The sequence below is a fragment of the Pseudomonas sp. 86_A genome, from assembly GCF_017491705.1.
Taxonomy (GTDB): Bacteria; Pseudomonadota; Gammaproteobacteria; order Pseudomonadales; family Pseudomonadaceae; genus Aquipseudomonas; species Aquipseudomonas koreensis.
Window position 1 is genome coordinate 157,974 of record NZ_JAFGYS010000006.1, and the last position, 20,875, is coordinate 178,848.

A 20,875-nucleotide genomic window follows, 5' to 3' on the forward strand; every position below is an offset into this window, starting at 1 on the left:
CGATTGCGATCTCTCGAAACCGGCGCCTTCTATACGTTTACTGCTGCACGACATTCGCTGCGGCAGGGTCGACCTTCTTCGGCTTCATCAGGCTGAAATCGATCAAGGCCCGTTGCTCGCGCTCGTACGGGTTACCGATCATCAGCGGACGCGGCTTGAAGCTGTCGCTGACCAGACTCTTGCTGCGGTCAAGTTCATCGAAACTCAAACCGGCCATGTCCGCCCAGGTGTGAATCAGGTGCGAGCTGCTGTACGGACGCTGCAGGTCGGCGGCGAAGTTCCAGTCATGGGTCTCGCGCCATTTCGGCGAAGCCCAGGCCATGAACGGGATGGTGTACATCGGCGCGGTGGGTTTGTTCTCGTTACGGCCCAAGGTGTTGTGGCCAACTGAGTCGAATACGTCTTCACCGTGGTCGGAGAGGTACAGCAGGAAACCGTTCGGATCGGACTTGGCGTAGTCCTTGATCAGGCTCGAGACCACGAAGTCGTTGTACAGCACTGCGTTGTCGTAGCTGTTGTAGGTCGGAACCTGATCGTCACGCACGCCGGCCGGGACGCCTTCGCGATCCTGGAACTTGTCGAACGTTGGCGGATAACGGTACTGGTAGCTCATGTGCGTGCCGAGCAGGTGCACGACGATCAGCTTGCGCTGAGCCGGGTCGGTCAAGGCTTTATTGAACGGCTCGATCACGTCACCGTCGTATTGCGCGGCATTCTGGTTGCGGTTGTTGTTCAGGTAAACCTGCTCGTCGGCCTGTTCGGAGAACGTCGTGAGCATGGTGTTGCGCTTGGTCATGGTCTGCTGATTGGTGATCCAGAACGTCTTGTAACCGGCCTGTTTCATCATGCTGACCAGCGACGGCGTGGACAGGTATAGATCCGGGTTTTCTTCGTCGGCGAAGGTCAGGACCTGCTGCAGCGCCTCAATGGTGTAAGGGCGCGGAGTGATGACGTTATCGAACACCGCCAGCTGGTCCTTGAGCTTGTCCAGTTCCGGCGTGGTCTTGCGACCGTAACCATACAGACTCATGCGCTGACGGTTGGTCGACTCGCCGATCACCAGCACCAGGGTCGACGGTTTATCGGCATCGGCAGCCTTGAGGTTGTGCAGTGGCGGGACCTTGCTCGTGCTGTGCAGCATGTCTTGCATGCCGGCCAGGGTGTCGAGGTAACGGTGGTAAGCCACGGCCATTTGCCAAGGCACTGCCGGCTCGATACGGTCTTCGAACTTCTCGAAGCCACCGGCGAAACTGCCGGTGCGTTGGGTCTGCTTGATCAGCGGGTAGCCGACAACCGCGATCAGAATCGCCATCGCGGCGACAAACGCGCGGCCACGCGGCATGTACACCGGGCGCAGGCGGGTCCACAGGAAGTAGGCAAACGCGGTATGGGCGAGGAACGCCGGAATCATCCACCAGGCAAAGTACTGGGTCATGTACTCGCCGGCTTCAGACACGTTCGACTCGAACATGATGAAGATGACGCTTTGCGAAAATTCCTGCTGATAAATGAAGAAGTAGCCCAGGCTGGCCATCGAGCAGGCCCAGAGCACGATACCGATCAATGCGGCCAGCAGTTTGGTGCGTTTGGGGAACAGCAGCATCGGTGCGAGCCAGACCGCGCTCATCACGAAGGCCTGACGGAATCCGCTGAAACCGGAGGTGCCGGTCAGCTGGATCAGCAGTTGGGTGATGCCCGAGAAATACCAGAAGAACGCGAACAGCCAGAGAACACCGGCCCAGTCGAAACCTGTCGCAGTCGTTTTGCTGCGTTTGAACAATGCCATTCAGCACTCCAGCTCATCGTCACTAACCACCGCCGGGACGCTACATCAAACCGACGAACGGAAGCCGCGCGCAAACGCACGGCCAGAATGGGTCGGAGTATCACGAAGGCTGTGTGAAAAGTTCGTTAGTTGCTGATCAGGAGCAGGGGCGCATGATGTCGGGAACGACGGGCGCCGTTCCCGAAGCTGGCGGGGCAGGTCAGGCGTGCGGGTTGCGCTGGACAACCGGCAGAGGTTTGGGCTGAGCGCCCTGGGTCAGCGAGCGCAGCTGCGCCAGCTCCTGTTTCAATTGGTCGCGCTCGTCTTTCAACTGGCGCAATTCATCGCGACGGATCGTGACGTACAGGGTTTGTGGCGGCATTGCTGTGTGTACTGTGCCCATTGCTCACCTCGCAAATGGCTGTCTCAACTGCAAATCGTCCCCGGTTCAGGGCTACTGACTTGCTATCGGCGCCAATTTTGATTTCTTTTGTCCATGAATGGAACTTTTTTATTTTTCATGGTCGGTGTGTCTTCGGCACGTTTCCCGACGTTATCAGTCTGGATCGGGCACAATGCCCGGAAACTTCATCGCAACGCTCTGGACTAACCTCCATCAGTCGCGTTGGGCTATAACCAATGACACACATTTATCTGTAGTAAGGAGCATCAGCACATGCAACTCGGGATTATTGGACTGGGCCGCATGGGCGGCAATATTGCGCGGCGTCTGATGCTCAACGGGCATACCACCGTTGTTTACGACCGCAATACCGCCTTTGTCGACACCCTGGCCGCCGAGGGCGCCACCGGCGTTGCCGACCTGCCTGCGCTGGTCGCCGGCCTGGCCAAGCCACGCGCCGTATGGGTCATGCTGCCGGCCGGCGCGCCGACCGAAGACACCATCAACACCCTGAGCGACTTGCTTGAAGCCGGCGATACCATCATCGACGGCGGCAACACCAACTATAAGGATGACATTCGCCGGGCCAAGACCCTGGCCGAGAAGGGCCTGCACTACATCGACGTCGGCACCTCCGGCGGCGTCTGGGGCCTGGAGCGCGGCTACTGCATGATGATCGGCGGCGATGCCGAGACCGTTACCCGTCTGGACCCGCTGTTCGCTGCATTGGCGCCGGGCATGGGCGAGATTCCGCGCACCAAGGATCGCAAGTCCGATGATCACCGCGCCGAGCACGGCTACATCCACGCCGGTCCTGCCGGTGCCGGGCACTTCGTGAAGATGATTCACAACGGCATCGAGTACGGCATGATGGCCGCGTTCGCCGAGGGCTTCGACATCCTCAAGACCAAGTCCAGCGAGCGTCTGCCGGAAGATCAGCGTTTCGACTTGAACGTGGCCGACATCGCCGAAGTCTGGCGTCGTGGCAGCGTCGTGTCGTCCTGGCTGCTCGACCTGACCGCCGACGCGCTGGCGAGCGATCCGAAGCTCGACGGTTTCTCCGGTTCGGTGGCTGACAGCGGCGAAGGCCAATGGACCATCGAGGCGGCCATGGAGCAAGCGGTGCCGGTACCGGTGCTGTCGAACTCGCTGTTCTCGCGCTACCGTTCGCGTGGTCAGGGCACCTTTGGCGACAAGATTCTTTCGGCCCAGCGCTTCGGCTTCGGCGGCCATGTGGAGATACCGAAGAAATGACCCATACGATCCGCAGAAAATCCAAGGCAGAACCCGCTCCACCGACCACGCTGTTTTTGTTCGGTGCCCACGGCGACCTGGTCAAGCGCTTGCTGATGCCGGCGCTGTACAACCTCAGTCGCGACGGCTTGCTTGATGATGGTCTGCGGATCGTCGGCGTTGACCACAACGCCATCTCCGATGAAGCCTTCGCGCAAAAACTCGAAGACTTCATCCGTACCGAAGTGGCGGCGAAGGTCGGCAAGGGCGATCAGATGCTGGATCCGGCCTTGTGGGCCAAGCTCGCCAAAGGTATCAGCTACGTCCAGGGCGACTTCCTGGACGACAGCACTTATTCCGCGCTGGCGGCGAAAATCGCCGACAGCGGCACCGGCAATGCGGTGTTCTACCTGGCCACCGCGCCGCGTTTCTTCAGTGAAGTGGTGCGCCGTCTCGGCGCCGCCAGACTGCTGGAGGAAACCCCCGAAGCGTTCAGAAGGGTGGTGATCGAGAAGCCGTTCGGCTCCGACCTGCAAACCGCCGAGGCGTTGAACGCCTGTTTGCTCAAGGTCATGTCCGAGAAGCAGATCTATCGGATCGACCATTATCTGGGCAAGGAAACCGTGCAGAACATTCTGGTCAGCCGGTTCTCCAACAGCCTGTTCGAAGCGTTCTGGAACAACCATTACATCGACCACGTGCAGATCACCGCCGCCGAAACCGTTGGCGTTGAAACCCGTGGCAGTTTTTACGAGCACACTGGTGCGCTGCGCGACATGGTGCCCAATCACCTGTTTCAGTTGCTGGCAATGGTCGCCATGGAGCCACCGGCCGCGTTCGGCGCCGATGCCGTGCGTGGCGAGAAGGCCAAAGTGGTCGGCGCGATCCGCCCGTGGACCGTCGAAGAGGCGCGGGCCAATTCGGTTCGCGGCCAGTACAGCGCCGGCGAAGTCGATGGCAAGGCGTTGAACGGCTATCGCCAGGAAGCCAACGTGTCGCCCGACAGCAACACCGAAACCTACGTCGCGCTGAAAGTCATGATCGACAACTGGCGCTGGGTCGGCGTGCCGTTCTACCTGCGCACCGGCAAGCGCATGAGCGTGCGCGACACCGAGATTGTCATCTGCTTCAAACCGGCGCCGTACGCGCAGTTCCGTGACACCGAAGTCGACGAGCTGCAGCCGACTTATCTGCGCATCCAGATCCAGCCCAACGAAGGCATGTGGTTCGACCTGCTGGCCAAGCGGCCGGGGCCGGCGCTGAACATGGCCAACATCGAACTGGGCTTCGCCTACAAGGATTTCTTCGAGATGCAGCCGTCCACCGGCTATGAAACGCTGATCTACGACTGCCTGACCGGCGACCAGACGCTGTTCCAGCGCGCCGACAACATCGAGAACGGCTGGCGCGCGGTGCAACCGTTCCTGGACGCCTGGCAGCAGGACGCCAGCGTGCAGACCTACGCCGCCGGCGAAGACGGCCCGCAAGCCGCCAATGATCTGCTGACTCGCGATGGTCGCGTCTGGCATGGTCTGGGATGAGTCAGTCGATCCGTTTTGTGCTCAGTGACATGGACGGCACCCTGTTGCTGCCCGATCATAGCCTGAGTCAGCGCACTATCGATGCCGTTCGTTCGTTGCGAGAGGCCGGCGTGTTGTTCAGCCTGGCGACCGGGCGCCCGCCCAAAGCCATGCTGCAGCAGATCGAAGCCTTGGGCGTCGATCTGCCAACCGCAGCGTTCAATGGCGGCACCATCGTCAATCCGGACGGCAGTCTGCTGGTGGCGCATTACCTGCCGGCGACGACGGCGCTGACTGCCCTGTCGTTGTTTGCTGATCAACCGGATGTCGAAATCTGGGTGTTCAGTGGTGGCGACTGGTTGCTCAAGGATCCGCACGGGCCGATGGTGCCGCGCGAACAGCACGGCCTCGGTTATCCGCCAGTGGTGGTCGAAAGTTTCGAGCCGTACCTGGAACGCATCGACAAGATCGTCGCCACCAGCAACAACACCGATTTGCTGATCGAGCTCGAGGCGCGCCTGTTGGCCAAGGTCAGCGGCATGGCCCAGGTCTCGCGTTCGCAACCGGTGTATCTGGATGTGACGGCGCTGGAAGCGAACAAGGGCACTGCGCTGGCGACCATTGCCGCGCACCTCGGTATCGCACTGGAACAGACCGCAGCGATTGGCGATGGCGGCAACGACCCGGCGATGTTCAAGTGTGCGGGCTTGTCGATTGCCATGGGGCAGGCGGATGAGACAGTGAAGCGTCAGGCCGACGTCGTGACCGCGCCGAACACGGAAGACGGCGTGGCCCAAGCGATCGAAAAGTACATCCTTCCTGACTGAAAGCACGCAAAACCAAATGTGGGAGCGAGCCTGCTCGCGAAAGCGGTGTGTCATTCAACGAATCTGTTGTCTGACACTCCCTCTTCGCGAGCAGGCTCGCTCCCACAGGTTTATTCAGTGCTTGTCAGAGCCAGTAGCTCACGGCATACCAGCCCAACAAGCCCATCACAAAGGTGTACGGCAACGCCATCCACACCATTCGCCCGTACGACAAGCGTATCAGCGGGGCAATCGCCGACGTCAGTAGGAACAGGAACGCGGCCTGACCATTGGGTGTCGCCACGCTCGGCAAGTTGGTGCCGGTGTTGATCGCGATTGCCAGGGTTTCGAAGTGCTCGCGGCTCATGTGCCCGGAGAGGAATGCCTGTTTCACTTCGGTAATGTAGATCGTGGCGACGAACACGTTGTCGCTGATCGCCGAGAGCAGGCCGTTGGCGATAAACAGCATGCCCGGCTGTTGCTCCGCCGGCAGCGCCAGCACCCACTGGATCAGCGGCGCGAACAACTGCTGATCGTGAATCACCGCGACCACGGCGAAGAACACCACCAACAAAGCAGTGAACGGCATGGCGTCCCTGAACGCATTGCCCAGGCGATGTTCGTCGGTGATGCCGGTGAAGGCCGTGATCAACACGATGACCATCAGGCCGATCAGGCCGACCTCAGCGACGTGAAACGCCAGGCAACCAATCAGGATCAACGCAGCAGCCCCTTGCACCAGCAGGGCGGCACGCTGGCGTGCGGTGCGTTCGGCGTTGTCTTCAGCGGCATAGTTGGCCAGCACTGCGCGCACGTTGTCCGGCAGCAGGGTGCCGTAGCCAAACCAGCGCAGTTTTTCCAGCAACACGCAGGTCACCAGGCCTGCGGCCAGCACCGGCAGGGAGACTGGCGCGACTTTCTGGAAGAACTCGGCGAAGTGCCAGCCCATTTCATGACCGATCAACAGGTTCTGCGGCTCGCCGACCAGGGTGCAGACCCCGCCCAGTGCCGTGCCGACCGCGCCATGCATCAGCAGGCTGCGCAGGAACGCACGAAACTGTTCCAGATCATCATGGTGCAGCGCCGGCAGGTGTCGATCGTCACTGAACTGGCTGTCCTGGCGCGGATCGTTGCCCGAGGCCACGCGGTGGTAAACCGAATAGAAGCCAACGGCCGCGCTGATGATCACGGCGGTGACGGTCAAGGCATCGAGAAACGCCGAGAGAAACGCCGACAGGAAGCAGAACATCAACGCCAGAATCGCTTTCGAGCGCACGCCCAGCAGCAGCCGCGAGAACAGAAACAGCAGCAGATCCTTCATGAAATAGATGCCGGCGACCATGAACATCAGCAGCAGGATCACCGGGAAATTGTGCACGAGCTCGTCGTACAGCGCCTGCGGGGTGGTCATCTTCAGCAGCAAGGCTTCGATCAGCAGTAGGCCGCCGGGCATCAGCGGATAGCACTTGAGCGCCATCGCCAGGGTGAAAATGAATTCGATCACCAGCAGCCAGCCGGCAGCGACCGGGCCGACCGTGAACAACACCACGGCATTGAGGATCAGGAACCCGACGATGCACGCCTTGTACCAGCGGGGCGAATGCCCGAGGAAATTGTGCGCGAACGCCTGGGCCAGTGAACCGGACATCGGTTGCTCCTTGTATTAAGAAGCGCGCAAGTTGCCGCAAGAGCCAGGCAAGTTCAAGTGTTGCGGGGTTATTGATTCAGATAACGCGCGACCACGGCCCGGTAGTTGCCGTCCAGCGAGTAGCCGCCCACCAGAATGTGACCGTCGGCCTGCACTGCGAGCGAGTTGGCGGTGTCCAGGCTACGGCCCAAGCGCGTGCGTTGCCAGCCGTGGCCATTGCCGAACTGCGTGTCCAGGCGGCCGTCGGGCAGGTAACGCGCCACGATGAAGTCCGCCTCGATACCGCCAATCGTTGCGCCCGCCGCTATGATTCGGCCATCCGCCATGCACTGGGCGGCGCTCCACTGGCAGCCACTGGGGCCGATTTCCAGAAGGTGTGGGTGGCCAGCGTAGTTATGCGACGCCGGGCGACCGTTGGAATGCAGGCTCAACGCCATACAGCGGATCGGATCGCGACTGCTGCCAAAACAGTGCAGATGCTCCATTGAATAAAGCACCTGACTGACCATCGCGCTTTGCCCCTGGGCCTTGAAGGCGAGAAAGCCATCCACGGCAAAGCGCTCATCCAGACGCCCGTCAGGCAGATAACGCGCCACCAGGCCTTCCTGGGGGAAATCAATGGAGCCTGCGACAATGATGCGCCCATCCTCCTGTAGCAGGAGGCTGTTGAGCCAAGTATTGAGCAGCAGGTGACGGATCATCACGAAGCCGCGCTTATTGAAATCCGGATCGAGTGCGCCGTTTGCGGTCAGGCGAATCAGCATGCCGGCGTGATCGGCCAGTTCGAAGTGGTGATTGGCGATCAGCAGAATTTTCCCGTCGTCTTGCACGGCGATGTCGCAGGCTTCGGCGCCCGGCACGCCGGGTGGCAGCCAGGGGTCACGCGAACCGATGGACAGATCGCCGGGCAGGCACACGACTTGCCGGCCGTTGTCGCCAAATGTCGGATCAGGTGCGCCGTGGGCGTCGAACAGGGCGAGGGCGGGCAGCGTGCGATGGGCGTTTTCATAGTGCAGACCCCCCAGCAGGATTCGTCCGTCCGCCAAGACCTGCACCTTGGCGCCCATGGCTTCGAAGCCGGGGGCGAACTCGCCGATCACGCTGCCTTGAACACCGAAGCTCAGATCGGCAGAGCCGTCGGCGAGCATTCGCGCCAGCCCGAAACGGCTGCCGTCCGCGGTGCCGACCTTGGCGGCCACCAGCAGCCGGCCTTGAGCATCCAGCGCCAGCCCTTGGGTCATGCTGGACCGGCTCCCGGCAAAATACACCTGGGCGATGCCTGTGTGGGCAAAACGTCTGTCGAGTTGTCCGGCGTTATTCAGCGGCGTCAGGAGCGCAAAGGCGTTCTGGGTGGTCATGCATGCCTCTCCTTGCAAGTTGACCAGGCCCGAGGGGGCGGGTAACTGCATGAGCGAAACATTCAATCCCTGAATACGCCGAAGTACAACTGAGATAACTAACAGGTGGAGGGTCGCACTGTGCCAGAACAGTGTCTTTTTGAACCAAATGAAAGCGAGACAAGCAATGGCGCCTGACGCTTTAAAAGAAGTTGTACAAAAGTACCGGGAGATAAAACCTGGCAAATAACTAACGAAGAACGGGGCGGATGACCTTACAGTCACCCGCGTTGCCCTCTGATTAGTTTGGCATCGACCACGATTTCAGCGAATAACCTTCGTTCTTCAGTTCGGCACGTGCCTGTTGCAGCAGTTGCTCAAGTTGCGCAGGATCGGAGTAAGCACTGCTCGGAATCTGCTTGCGGCCGATGTGCGAGTTGGTCCGGTCGATAACGGTCAGGTTCAGTTCGCCGTTACCGTCTTGTTGGGCCCAGGCCACGCACTGGAAGGGTTTGAACGCGTGGTTGGCAATCAAAAGAGCTTCGTTGATACGGAGCGGGGCGGTCATGGGGTCTTCTCTCTGTCGTGCCCAATCAAGTGATGTGCCGTCGGTTGGGCTTACCGTTCGGCTGGTTACTTGTACTGATGCACGCAACCCGGTGGCAGGTCACACACGACACAAAGAAATTTCAACTTTATTTCGCCGGCTCAGGATTCCGACAGTTTTTGAAAGCTGGGTGAAAGATTCAACTCGATAGCTAACTAATAAACTCGTTTCTTATAACTCGTTAGCTTGTACATCTATAAGCAATCGATACAAGGCTCCGTCAATTTCTTGCTAATGTTACAGTCGGGTCTGCCAAATGACTGTTTTTACAATAATTTCCTTAAATTTGGCGCCAAGGAACAGTCATGATCGAAGCGCCTGCGTTACGACGTTTATTGGTGGTCGACCCGTGCGACGACTGTCACCGGCTGTTGCCCGGTTTGCGCGCGGTGGGGTGGGATGTTGACAGCTGTACCCTGGAAAATGCCGGCGACCGCAGTTGCGATGTCGGATTGCTGCGATTGCAGCCTTTTCATCTGGAACGACCCGAAGCGGTCAAGGAACTGATCAGCCGCAGCGGCACCGAGTGGATCGCCGTGTTGAATCAGGAAGTCCTGCGCCTGCAGAACGTCGGCGACTTCGTCTGCGAATGGTTTTTCGACTTCCACACCTTGCCGTTCGATGTTTCGCGGGTCCAGGTGACTCTGGGGCGGGCGTTTGGCATGGCGCGTTTGCGCGGGCAGGGGACGATTCACATCGATCAGCCTGAACACGAATTGCTCGGCGATAGCAAACCGATCCGCGAGCTGCGCAAATTATTGAGCAAACTGGCGCCGACCGAATCCCCGGTACTGATTCGTGGTGAAAGCGGCACCGGCAAAGAACTGGTCGCGCGCACCTTGCATCGCCAGTCACAACGCCATAACAAGCCTTTTGTCGCGATCAATTGCGGGGCAATTCCCGAGCACTTGATTCAGTCCGAACTGTTCGGCCATGAAAAAGGCGCTTTCACCGGTGCGCACCAGCGCAAGGTCGGACGTATCGAGGCGGCCAACGGTGGCACCTTGTTTCTCGATGAAATCGGCGATCTGCCCCTGGAACTGCAGGCCAATCTGTTGCGCTTTCTCCAGGAAAAACACATCGAGCGCGTCGGTGGCAGTCAGCCGATCCCGGTTGATGTTCGCGTGCTGGCGGCCACTCACGTCGACCTCGAAGCGGCTATCGAGAAAAAGCGTTTTCGCGAAGACCTGTATTACCGGCTCAATGTGCTGCAAGTAGTGACTGCGCCGTTGCGCGAACGCCACGGTGATCTGTCGATGCTGGCCAACCACTTTTCCCACTTCTACAGCCACGAAACCGGGCGCCGTCCACGCAGCTTCAGCGAGGATGCGTTGATCGCCATGGGCAAACACGACTGGCCGGGCAATGTGCGCGAACTGGCCAACCGAGTACGACGGGGCTTGGTATTGGCGGAAGGGCGGCAGATCGAAGCCCGGGATCTGGGATTGATCAGCCAGCATTCGATCAGCACACCGATGGGCACGCTCGAAGACTACAAGACCCGGGCCGAGCGCCAGGCATTGTGTGATGTATTGAATCGGCACAGCGATAATCTGAGTGTGGCGGCGAAGGTGCTGGGGGTGTCGCGGCCGACGTTTTATCGCTTGCTGCACAAGCACCAGATTCGCTAAAAGCAAAAGATCGCAGCCTGCGGCAGCTCCTACAGGTGTAATACCTGTTGAAGTTGCCGCAGGCTGCGATCTTTTCTGATCTGCTGCTTAGAAGTAGTACGGGAATTTCAGGCTGAAGGAAAAGTCGGGGGCATCCGGGGTCATGCCGATCGACAGGTTGGGCACGATAGTCAGGTTAGGCGTGGCGGCAATGGTCATGCCGACGTTGAAGTAACCCGCGTTGGCGTCACTGGACACCACCGATTGCCAATCCCCGCCATCGGGTTTGAGTTTGCTCCTGCGTTGCACCAGATCAGACATCGAAAACGACATACTCATCTTTTCGTTCAGTGCAAACGCAATACCGGCGCCGATCTGGAAGCTGTCGCCGATGCTGACCTTGCCCGGGGTTTTCTGGTTGACGGTCGAACTGATGTCGTCGAACGACTCCTCCAGGTTGTGGGTGTAGGACAAGCTGCCGAACAGCACTGCCGGGTCGAACGTCTTGACCAGCGAGACCCCGGGTGTGATCGACCAGACACCGTTACCGGTAGGCAGCGTGTCAGGCACGAACAGGTTGGAGTTGGCGTCGGTCTGGCGCAGCTTGATCCCGAACGGATCCTTGCCGGTTGGCGCCTTGACCCGCAGGGTCACCACGGCGTCCGGGGTGTTGACCGACTCGTCGAGGAACTTGTAAGCGATGCCGAAGTTGACGTCGCCGATGGTCGGGTCGCGCGAAACATCCTGCTCCGTCGTGACGTTCGACGCACCACCGTTACCCCCGCCGGACTGGTAGGTCGATTCGCGGTAAACCACCGGCACGTTCACGTCGAACTGCCAACGGTTGTCGAAGTTGTAGCGACCGGTCAGGTCCAGCGTCCAGGTATCGGCCTTGATCCGGTCGAGGTTGATGTTGCCCAGAAAGATCGAGTCCAGGGCCAGAAAGCCGTTGAGGATCAGTTGACGAGTGTCGTAGCGCGAGTAAGTCACGCCGGTCTCAAAGCTGAACTTGCCGCCGCCGAAGAAGCCGCTGGCCTCGTCGTAGAGGTTGGACACACTCTGTGCCGGTTGTGAATCGTCTGCCAGCGACTGGCCGTACGAAGCGCCACTCCCTCCGGCCGCGCCCCCCGACGCTGCCGCCGCGCCAGTCCCGGGAGCCCCGGTACTGGTGGCGACTTTCGGATTGCCTTTCATGTCAGACGGCGACTTGGCCAGCCGTTTGGGCTGCGGCGCCGCCGGTTGGTCTTCGACCTGACGGACCCGTTGTTCGAGCACCGCCAGGGCCTTCTGTTGTACTTCGTATCGTTGCTTCAGCTCCAGAAGCTCCTGTTTCAGGGTCTCCACATCTGCGTCGGGTGCTGCTTGCAGCATCGCCGCGGGTAGAAGAGTACTCAAACATACAGCGGCACGCAGTGATACTGATCGATACATGAATAAGCCGTCCCTTTAAGCCCAATGATCGAGAGTCAGCGTAGTTCAATATCCGATATTGCGTAGGGCCCTGAGTTGAGTCAGGTTGCAGTCCAGTGCGCCGGGGCTGATGCCGTTATTGTTAAGCACAACATTGAGTTGGGTCATGTTGTTGACCACGTTGGCGCTGCCCAGCAGGCGCGTGTTCTGCAGCAGGCCACCCTGGGCTACTTGTTGCAGGGCCGTGCCCTGATTCCCCGAGGCCTGGATCGCCATCTGCACGCCGCTGCCGGTGGCCGAAACGGCGACGCTGCCTGCAGCGTTATTGGCGCCGATGGTCTGCCCGGCCATCAGGGCCTGGCCTTGTGCGGGGGCCAGTGGAGGCGGCGTGTTGGCTTCTTTGACGTTGATTGCCACGTTGTTGTTGGCGGTGTTGCCGTCACCGGCGGCGCGTACGCTCTGGGTCACGCCCTGACTGCTGTTGAGTGCCGCGCCACCCACGACGCTGCCAGTGCCCTGAGTCGGGGTACTGCCATTGCCCTGTTCCTTGATGGTCGAGACGTAGAATTCCGGTTTGATCGTGGCGGCCTGGATTTGCATCGACGTCGCAGCGCCGATCAGATCACCGCTGGCGTTGCGCCAGGTACTGCTCATGACAATGCCGAAGCTGATGATCCGCCCCGGCATGACGTAACGACCGCGTAGCTCGGAGAGCTCATGATCATTGATTTCGATAGGTTTGAACCCTGCATTGGCATAGCCTGACGCGCTCGCTGCCAGGCAGGCGGCGGCCAGCCAGTATGAGGTTTTCATCTGCTGCTCCCGGGACATCCAGCCCCATTCTTTATAATCGGCGATTAAAAGAAGTCGCTCTGTATGAACCCGAAGTCCATCAATTCGGCATCTCTGACAGGGTTGAAGTTATCCAGATTGTTCTTTGCGGTCAGCGGCGTCGGTGGACTGCGTAATGCATTGGTTTTGTCATAACCGGGGCCGACGATAGCGAAGACAATGCCGTTCCAACCTTTGACAAAGTCATCATGGGCGTAGCGTTTGTGGCCTAGAACCGGATCTCCGATGTAAACCCAATCCTTGTCCGAACGCTGCAGCACCACAAAATGCTTGTAGCCGCGAATTTCCATCAGTACCACCACCGGGATTGTTACGTCGTCGAGTTTTTCCGGCGGGATCTTGTAGCCCCTGGCGCGCATGCCGATGCTTTCTACGTAGCGCTTCATGTCCAGCATGGAAAACCCTTGAGTACGAACAAGGTCCTGGTCAGCGTTGACCAGCATGCCTTTGATGATGTGCTCTTCATCGACGTCGAGCCAATAAGCCTGGCGCAGTACCGTGGCCAGTGCGGCGGCGCCGCAGCTGAAATCGGTTTTTTGTTCGACGATGTCGGCAAACTTGCGTTCACGGATGCTTTGCACGTGCTTGTAGACGAGTACGCCGCCGGGCAGGGCAGCGATAGGCATCTGGGCAGCCTGGGTCAGGCCGGACAGGCAAAGCAGGGCGATAAAGGCAGTCTTACGCATGATCGATACGCCTTTGCGGACTGAGGAAAAGCCCCGTTTCCGGGGCTTTCGTTTCGATCGCGATTACATGCAGGCTTTGCAACCTGCAGCGATGGACAGCGAGTTGCTTTGTTGGTTGCCAACACCAGCGGCGTTGTTGAAGCCACCGTTGCCGGACCAGTTGTTGCCGACGTTGGTCATGTTGGCGTTGTTGGTAACTGGGTTTTTCCAGCCGTCTGGAGTCAGCACTTGTTGAGTGGTGACGCCAGCCAGGCCGAAGGCACCCACGGCTTCGAAGGTAGCTTTCTGATCTTTGCTGCCGCCGCTACCGCCATGGCCTTTGTCGTTGCTGCCATAACCGCCACCGCCGTGGCTGTCACCCTTGATGGTAGCTTCGCCCACGGCGCCGAATACGCCGACGGCGGCGACAGTGCCAGTGAGGGTGTCTTTTTTGTAGGTCTGAGTGCCGTTGTTGCCGACTTGCAGACCGGTGGTGCTTTGGTTGGCGGCAGCAGCGGCTTGCGCTACACGACCACCGGACACAGCGATTGCCAGGTTGTTTTTCTGTTGGTTGAAGTTGCCGGCAGCGTTGTTCACGCCGATGTTACCTGAGCCATTGTTGCCGACGTTGTTCAGGCTGGCGTTGTTAGTGGTGGAGTAGTTGCCAACGGTGTTATTGCTGTTGACTTGAGTAGCGCTGGAAGCGGACACCGCAGAGCCGAAGATGAAACTTTCGTCGGCGGTTGCCAGGGCAGCGGCGTTGTCTTGCTGGTTGCCGTCACCGGCCACATTGTTTGCGCCGATGTTGCCGTTGGCGCCGTTCAGCGAGCCGCTGACGTTGGCGTTGTTCTGGGTGCCCTGGTTCAGGACGGTGTTGTCGGCGTTGTTTTGCACATCGAGCACTGCGGCACCGGCACCTGCACCGATTTGCAGCAGTTCTTCCAGGGTTGGGCCTTTTGGTGGAGGAGGGTTGTGACCATGACCGCCGTTGTTACCATGATCGTTGCCGCCTGCTTGAGCCGCCATTGCCATTACTGCTGCAAGAGCGAAAACCAGTGGTTTGAGAGCCATTGTAGTTTTCATGGTGTTACTCCGTCGTGCTTATTAGTTGGTTAAGTGTTGGTACTTTCTAATTGCACTGCTTTTTATATGGGTCAGTCTGCGACCCGGATGCTCAGGGTGTTAGCCATGCGGTTCCCCACCCCGGCACTCTGGTTCACCTGGATTACCCCTCGGCTGCCGGTGAAGGCCTGATCACTTGTCGTGACCTGGCGACTGCCGGGTGAGGTACCAGTTGCTCCTGAGCTTGGTAAAAGCGCCACGTTCTGCTGCGACAGGGCGCTGTCGTCAACGCTCTGCGGGGCAGCACTGATGCTGACGCGCGTCACGTTGGCCATCTGGTTGTTGGCACCGGCGCCCTGGTTCACACCGAGGATCCCGTTGCCATTACTGAACGAGTTGCCGCCAATGGTGGCGCTGGCGTTCATCGACGGGTTGGCAGGGGTATCGAGCTTCTGCCTGACGATGGTCGTGGCGCTGGCGTTAGTGCCGATGGCGATTGCTTTGGTATTGGTCTGTTGCATCTGGTCGCCGGCGGCCTGGTTGACGTTGAAGTTGCCGCGGTACTGCAGGCCGGTGTCCTGGATGTCGGCGTTGTTCACGGAACTCGGATCGGCCATCACGCTGGCGCAGCCGAAGAGGGCAAGCAGCAGAAGGGAACGATTCATCTCATTGGCCTCCAGCCATGCGGGTCAGCGGTGCCAGACCGGTGCTCAACGAGCGATTGATCGTGTTGGAAATCGTGCCGCCACCGCCGCCGCCGTGACCGGCACTCATGCCTGGCAGGCCGTTGGGATTGGTCAGGACATTCATGCCGGGCATGTTCGAATTCGGCGTGATCATGTTGCTGCGAATCGAACTGCCGCTGGCGACACTGGCAAAATCGCCATCGTTGAGTTCGGTGCTGGTCATGGCCTGATCGATGCGAGCAGAAGGGTTGGCATTGACCGTGGTTGGGTAGGGGTCTTTGCCGCCGCTGCGTCCGATGGCAATCGGTTGGACGTCGCGGTTGAGAACGATCACGCCATTGCCTTCGGCCTGAACGTTGAAACTGATGAATGTGCTGGCCGCTGATCCAATCAGCAGAAGGCAGGTCAGGCCTTTATTGATATTCCCCACGGCGGCAATTCCTTCTTCAGTGGGCTGGCTCTTGTCAGCGTTGGGAAGGAGAGAGCGAAAGCTGTGCCGCTTTTGAGTTGTCCTTGATTTTCAATGGGTTGGCGCTGGCGCGTGCAGCGTTGATACATCATCTGTCTCAGCGCTGAAACAGTCGCGCGGGCACTGGCGGGGTCAGGGGCGGCGCAATGCTCTGGAACAAGGGTTTGCCGAAGGCTGTTTCACCGGCGTAACAGATGGGCTGACAAAACGATGAAGGCCATTGAAATGGCTGCTTTGCGCAGGGGAGGGTGTATCAGGAATGGACACTTTGGCCCTGAGAGGGGCCATTCGAGTGGTCAGTCGGCCAACAAACGCGCCACGGCGGCGAAGGCTTGGGCACGGCGTTCATCCCAGTTGCCCTGAATGATCTGCAGCGGTTGCCCGTGTTGTACCAGCCAGTCGCGAGTGGCCTGATAGAACGCCATCCGCTCGATCAATTGCGGCTGGCAGCGCTGGCCATCGTCGGTCCAGTCGATCTGCTCCGGGGACAATAACAGGTGCAGGTCGTAATGCCGCGCCAGCAGCTCAGGTTCCAGCCACGCCGGGCAGGCGCCAAACAGGGTCTGGCTCCAGAGGATATTGCTCAGCAGGTGGGTGTCGAGAATCAGCAGCTCGGGCTGCTGCGCCCGCGCCTGGTCTTCCCATTGCAGCTGCCCGCGAGCGATCTGCGGGATGTCGTTGAGGCACGTATCGCGCGGGTTCTGCTCGATGAACCGGCGTACGTATTCATCCACCCGCACGCCGCCAAAGTGTGCCTGAAGGCCGGCAGCCAGCCAGCTCTTGCCGGTGGATTCCGGACCGGTGAGGACAACGACTTTCATCGCTGAAACGCCGGATCGGCGCGCCACTCACGCCAGCCTTGCACGGCAATCAGGGTGAACAGGGCATACAGTGCAGCGGTCAGGTACAAGCCCTTGTAAAGGAACAGGCCGACGAAAATCACATCCAGCACAAACCACAGCGCCCAGCATTGCAGGCGCTTCTGCGCCATCCACAACTGCGCAACCAGACTGAACGCCGTCAGCGCCGCATCGAGCCAGGGTTGCGCGGCATCGGTCCAGTGCGCCATGGCTGCGCCCAGCAGCAGGCTGCCGAGGGCGCCCACGCCCAGGCCGAGCAGGAGCGAGCGCCGGTCCAGACGCGTGACGTCGCGCCCGTCGTGCATCGTCCCGGCGCGGGTCCATTGCCACCAGCCGTAGACCTGCAGCGCGGCGTAGATCACTTGCAACAACATGTCCGAGTACAGCTTCACGTCATAGAAGATCCAGCTGTACAGCAACACCATGACCAGGCCGATCGGCCAGCACCACGGGTTCTGTTTGACCGTCAGCCAGACGGCGATCACGCCGAGGGCGGCGGCAAACAGTTCAAGCCCGGACATGGGGGTTCCTTGGGGGAATTGAGGAGGGAGCGGATTGTACCCAAAAACCTGTAGGAGTGAGCCTGTTCGCGATGGCGGTGGTTCAGCCACTCTGTGGTTGACTGATACGACGCTAACGCGAGCAGGCTCACTCCTACAGGGGAGCGGTGTTAGACGCGGAACTGGCGCAGCAACTGGTTGAGTTGTTCGCTCAATTGGCCAAGCTTCACGCTCGCCGCGCTCGACTGTTCCGCCGCCAGCGCCGTGCTGTGGGACAGCCCGGCCGCTTGGGTCACGTTCTGGTTAATGTCCTCGACCACATGCGCCTGTTGCAGCGTGGCACTGGCAATCGAAGCGTTCAGACCATTGAGATTGCGCAGCGCCTGGCCGATGGCGTTGAGGCTGGCACCGGCGAGGCCGGCCTGTTCGATGGTCAGTTGCGACGCCTTGCTGCTGTCGCCGATGACCTTGACCGCCGCCTCCGAGTGATTCTGCAGACGTTCGATCATGGCCTGGATTTCTGCCGTCGATTTCTGCGTGCGCTGGGCCAGCAGACGCACTTCATCGGCCACCACCGCAAAGCCTCGGCCCTGCTCACCGGCGCGGGCGGCTTCAATGGCCGCATTGAGCGCCAGCAGGTTGGTCTGCTCGGCAATCGAACGGATCACCTCCAGCACGCTGCCGATCTGCGTGCTTTCCGCCGCCAGCGTACGAATCACTTCGACCGCCTGATCAATGGTCCCGGACAGCTTGTCGATCTGTTGCAGGCTGCCATCGATGTTGATCTGGCCCTGTTGCGCCTGGGCTTCGGCGTCGCGCATTTCCGCGGCGGCGTGCTCGGCATTTTTTGCCACGTCCTGCACGCCGTAGGTCACTTCGTTGATCGCGGTCGCCACCAACTCCATCTGCTGCGATTGCTGCTGGCTGCGTTGCTGGGCCTGGGTGGCATCGTTGCCCAGTTCGCTGGACGACTGGCCCAGCGCACTGGCCGACACCTGCAAGTCACCGATGACCCGGCGCAACTTGGCGGTAAAGGCATTGAAGTGATGCGCCAGTTGCGTGACTTCGTCCTGGCCGTGGGTGTCGAGGCTGCGGGTCAGGTCGCTTTCGCCGCTGGCGATGTTGGCCATGGCGTTCACCGATTCCTGCAACGGGCGCACGATGCTGCGGGCAATCAGAATCACCAGCAGGGCCATGATCACGGCAATCACCAAGCCGATTACCGAAGCCTTGATCACCTGGCCCTGGAACTCGCTCTGCACGTCATCGATATAGACGCCGGAGCCGAGCACCCAGCCCCACGGCTCGAACAGTTTGACGTAAGAAGTTTTCGCCACCGGCTCGCTGGCGCCGGGCTTGGGCCAGCGGTAATTGACCATGCCCGCGCCCTTGCTTCTGGCGATCGCGACCATCTCGTTGAACACCGCAAAACCGTCCGGGTCGCGGATCGCCGAGAGATTCTGGCCTTCAAGCTTGGGGTTGGTCGGGTGCATGACCATCACCGGTGTGAGGTCGTTGATCCAAAAGTAGTCGCTTTGGTCGTAGCGCAGGCCGCGAATGGCGGTCAGCGCCTGTTTCTGCGCGGCGTCGCGGGTGAGGGTGCCGGCGGTTTCCAGGTCGTGATAGTAGGTCAGCAGGCCGCTGGCGGTCTGCACTACATGCTGGGTTTTCTGGGCCTTGGCGTGGTACAGGTCATCGTGGATCTGCTTGAGCATCAACACGCCCAAGGTCAACAACATGACCACCGCCACAATCAAAATGAGCCACAAGCGTCGGCTGATCGACACACTGCGCAAGCTGTTCATAACGCTGTCACTCCATTTCTTTTTCTTGTAATAAATCAACGCCAGCATCCAACCACGTTTGAGTGGTCGGGCATACGCGACCCAAGTCGTATAACGCCGCAGCACTATTAAGGCTTGTCTGTTAGGATTTCGGCCCCGCGCGCGAAAACCTGAATCCAAGTTGATATTTCACGGAATTTTGACCGTTTCGTGTGGATCCTGTGTGCGCGGAATCGGTACAGCAACAAACCGCTACGCTGAACGCAGTGAACGTAAAAAAATTATCGGAGCATGCCCGCGTGCATCGCTCTTTGGGGGATTGATGGATCTTTGGACCGCCTTGCAGGCACTGATTCTTGGAGTTGTAGAGGGGCTGACGGAGTTTTTGCCCATTTCCAGTACCGGACACCAGATCATTGTCGCCGACCTGCTCGACTTCGGCGGCGAACGGGCCATGGCGTTCAACATCATCATTCAGCTCGGCGCGATCCTCGCGGTGGTCTGGGAGTTTCGCCGCAAGATTCTCGATGTAGTGATCGGCTTGCCGACCCAGCCGAGTGCGCGGCGTTTCACCGCCAATCTGCTGATCGCGTTTCTGCCGGCAGTGGTGTTGGGGGTGATTTTTGCTGATCTGATTCATCAATACCTGTTCAACCCGATCACCGTTGCCACCGCGCTGGTGGTGGGTGGCGTGATCATGTTGTGGGCCGAGCGTCGGCAACATGCAGTGCACGCCGAAACCGTGGACGAGATCACCTGGAAAGACGCGCTGAAAGTCGGTTTCGCACAGTGCCTGGCAATGATTCCCGGCACCTCGCGTTCCGGTTCGACGATTATCGGTGGCCTGCTGTTCGGCCTATCGCGCAAGACCGCGACCGAATTCTCGTTTTTCCTGGCGATGCCGACCATGGTCGGTGCAGCGGTGTACTCGGGCTACAAGTATCGCCATCTGTTCGTACCGGCGGACTTCCCGGTGTTCGCCATTGGCTTCGTCACCGCGTTCATCTTCGCCATGATCGCCGTGCGCGGTCTGCTCAAGTTCATCGCCAGCCACAGCTACGCGGCGTTCGCCTGGTATCGGATTGTCTTTGGTCTGGTGATTCTCGCGACCTGGCAGTTCGGCTGGGTGGACTGGTCGGCGGCCAAGCCATGAGTGACTCCCGCGCACGTCGCCCGTCCGGCGGCGGTATTCAGCATCTGAAATTGAAACTGGCGGTGCTGCTGATCGTCTGCGCATTGCCGCTGTTCGGCGCGCTGTCGATGTGGCTGCAGGGAATTTCGCTGGTACCGCTGGCCGCCTATGGCGTGGTCAGCGTATTGACGTTTTTCATGTACTGGGCGGACAAGCGCAAGGCCCGCGTCGACGCCTGGCGCACCCCGGAAAACATCCTGCATGCATTGGAGCTGGCCGGCGGCTGGCCCGGTGCGCTGCTTGCCCAGCAGGTGTTCCGGCACAAGACGCGCAAGGTGTCGTTTCAGATTCTGTTCTGGGCGATCGTGGCGCTGCATCAGGTGTTCTGGATCGACCAGTTGTTTCTCGGTTCGAACCTGCTTTCATTGTTCTAAATCACCACAAATCCCGTGTAGGAGTGAGCCTGCTCGCGATGGCGTCGCATCAGTCAAAGAGATGTCGACTGATACACCGCTATCGCGAGCAG

At 59.8% G+C, this 20,875-nt stretch carries 20 protein-coding genes; 6 read left to right on the plus strand and 14 right to left on the minus strand.

All coding sequences use genetic code 11. The features are described from left to right. Positions 1-37 precede the first annotated feature (37 nt). On the minus strand, positions 38-1,786 hold the full coding sequence (locus tag J5M57_RS11165; protein ID WP_207848523.1) for a phosphoethanolamine transferase CptA: 1,749 nt from the start codon (positions 1,784-1,786) through the stop codon (positions 38-40). A gap of 199 nt (positions 1,787-1,985) precedes the next feature. Continuing rightward, on the minus strand, positions 1,986-2,168 hold the full coding sequence (locus tag J5M57_RS11170) for a DUF6026 family protein (protein ID WP_003225385.1): 183 nt from the start codon (positions 2,166-2,168) through the stop codon (positions 1,986-1,988). Between the two features lie 249 nt (positions 2,169-2,417). On the opposite strand from J5M57_RS11170, the gene gnd reads away from it, so the two are divergent. Genes gnd through J5M57_RS11185 form a run of 3 tightly spaced genes read left to right on the plus strand, consistent with a single transcriptional unit; the run spans position 2,418 to position 5,748 of the window. Then, a complete protein-coding gene (gene gnd / locus J5M57_RS11175) occupies positions 2,418-3,422 on the plus strand; it encodes a phosphogluconate dehydrogenase (NAD(+)-dependent, decarboxylating) (RefSeq protein WP_308425080.1) in 1,005 nt (334 codons plus the stop codon). Further along, positions 3,419-4,942 carry a glucose-6-phosphate dehydrogenase gene (gene zwf / locus J5M57_RS11180; protein ID WP_207848522.1) on the plus strand — a complete coding sequence of 508 codons (1,524 nt, stop codon included), beginning with the start codon at positions 3,419-3,421 and terminating at the stop codon, positions 4,940-4,942. The genes gnd and zwf overlap by 4 nt, the downstream gene beginning before the upstream one ends. Next, positions 4,939-5,748: an HAD family hydrolase gene (locus tag J5M57_RS11185; RefSeq protein ID WP_207848521.1), complete on the plus strand. Its 810-nt coding sequence runs from the start codon at positions 4,939-4,941 to the stop codon at positions 5,746-5,748. Before zwf ends, J5M57_RS11185 begins: the two co-directional genes overlap by 4 nt. 124 nt (positions 5,749-5,872) lie before the next feature. On the opposite strand, the gene nhaB is transcribed toward J5M57_RS11185, so the two are convergent. The 3 genes from nhaB to J5M57_RS11200 all read right to left on the minus strand — a co-directional run bounded on the left by nhaB (position 5,873) and on the right by J5M57_RS11200 (position 9,280). After that, positions 5,873-7,375: a sodium/proton antiporter NhaB gene (nhaB, locus tag J5M57_RS11190; RefSeq protein ID WP_207848520.1), complete on the minus strand. Its 1,503-nt coding sequence runs from the start codon at positions 7,373-7,375 to the stop codon at positions 5,873-5,875. A gap of 68 nt (positions 7,376-7,443) precedes the next feature. Beyond that, a complete protein-coding gene (locus tag J5M57_RS11195; RefSeq protein ID WP_207848519.1) occupies positions 7,444-8,733 on the minus strand; it encodes a hypothetical protein in 1,290 nt (429 codons plus the stop codon). Between the two features lie 280 nt (positions 8,734-9,013). Continuing rightward, complete coding sequence (locus J5M57_RS11200; protein ID WP_207848518.1) at positions 9,014-9,280, minus strand: hypothetical protein; 267 nt, start codon at positions 9,278-9,280, stop codon at positions 9,014-9,016. Positions 9,281-9,624: 344 nt separating this feature from the next. On the opposite strand from J5M57_RS11200, the gene J5M57_RS11205 reads away from it, so the two are divergent. After that, positions 9,625-10,950: a sigma-54 dependent transcriptional regulator gene (locus J5M57_RS11205; RefSeq protein ID WP_083369017.1), complete on the plus strand. Its 1,326-nt coding sequence runs from the start codon at positions 9,625-9,627 to the stop codon at positions 10,948-10,950. Between the two features lie 87 nt (positions 10,951-11,037). Here the strand turns inward: J5M57_RS11205 and J5M57_RS11210 are convergent, their stop codons facing one another. From J5M57_RS11210 to J5M57_RS11250, 9 genes are all read right to left on the minus strand, one after another. Then, positions 11,038-12,360 carry a hypothetical protein gene (locus J5M57_RS11210; RefSeq protein ID WP_064587682.1) on the minus strand — a complete coding sequence of 441 codons (1,323 nt, stop codon included), beginning with the start codon at positions 12,358-12,360 and terminating at the stop codon, positions 11,038-11,040. A 45-nt stretch (positions 12,361-12,405) separates the two neighbouring features. Continuing rightward, a complete protein-coding gene (locus tag J5M57_RS11215) occupies positions 12,406-13,152 on the minus strand; it encodes a hypothetical protein (RefSeq protein WP_169841605.1) in 747 nt (248 codons plus the stop codon). 44 nt (positions 13,153-13,196) lie between these two features. Beyond that, complete coding sequence (locus tag J5M57_RS11220) at positions 13,197-13,877, minus strand: C39 family peptidase (RefSeq protein ID WP_169841606.1); 681 nt, start codon at positions 13,875-13,877, stop codon at positions 13,197-13,199. 63 nt (positions 13,878-13,940) lie between these two features. Then, positions 13,941-14,939: a heme utilization protein gene (locus tag J5M57_RS11225; RefSeq protein ID WP_207848517.1), complete on the minus strand. Its 999-nt coding sequence runs from the start codon at positions 14,937-14,939 to the stop codon at positions 13,941-13,943. 71 nt (positions 14,940-15,010) lie between these two features. Further along, entirely contained in the window at positions 15,011-15,583 is a 573-nt protein-coding gene (locus J5M57_RS11230) for an adhesin (protein ID WP_207848516.1), read from the minus strand. 1 nt (position 15,584) lies between these two features. Next, positions 15,585-16,034, minus strand: a complete 450-nt coding sequence (locus tag J5M57_RS11235) for a hypothetical protein (protein ID WP_169841609.1) — start codon at positions 16,032-16,034, stop codon at positions 15,585-15,587. 335 nt (positions 16,035-16,369) lie between these two features. Then, the gene (locus J5M57_RS11240) at positions 16,370-16,894 is read right to left on the minus strand and encodes an AAA family ATPase (protein ID WP_207848515.1); all 525 of its coding nucleotides are present in this window, start codon (positions 16,892-16,894) and stop codon (positions 16,370-16,372) included. Beyond that, entirely contained in the window at positions 16,891-17,454 is a 564-nt protein-coding gene (gene pnuC, locus J5M57_RS11245) for a nicotinamide riboside transporter PnuC (RefSeq protein ID WP_207848514.1), read from the minus strand. The genes J5M57_RS11240 and pnuC overlap by 4 nt, the downstream gene beginning before the upstream one ends. A gap of 149 nt (positions 17,455-17,603) precedes the next feature. After that, positions 17,604-19,238, minus strand: a complete 1,635-nt coding sequence (locus J5M57_RS11250) for a methyl-accepting chemotaxis protein (protein WP_169841611.1) — start codon at positions 19,236-19,238, stop codon at positions 17,604-17,606. Positions 19,239-19,539: 301 nt separating this feature from the next. Between J5M57_RS11250 and J5M57_RS11255 the strand changes: the two genes are divergently transcribed. Continuing rightward, positions 19,540-20,370, plus strand: a complete 831-nt coding sequence (locus J5M57_RS11255) for an undecaprenyl-diphosphate phosphatase (RefSeq protein ID WP_207848513.1) — start codon at positions 19,540-19,542, stop codon at positions 20,368-20,370. Beyond that, complete coding sequence (locus J5M57_RS11260; RefSeq protein ID WP_207848512.1) at positions 20,367-20,783, plus strand: DUF1294 domain-containing protein; 417 nt, start codon at positions 20,367-20,369, stop codon at positions 20,781-20,783. Before J5M57_RS11255 ends, J5M57_RS11260 begins: the two co-directional genes overlap by 4 nt. The last annotated feature ends 92 nt before the right edge of the window (positions 20,784-20,875 follow it).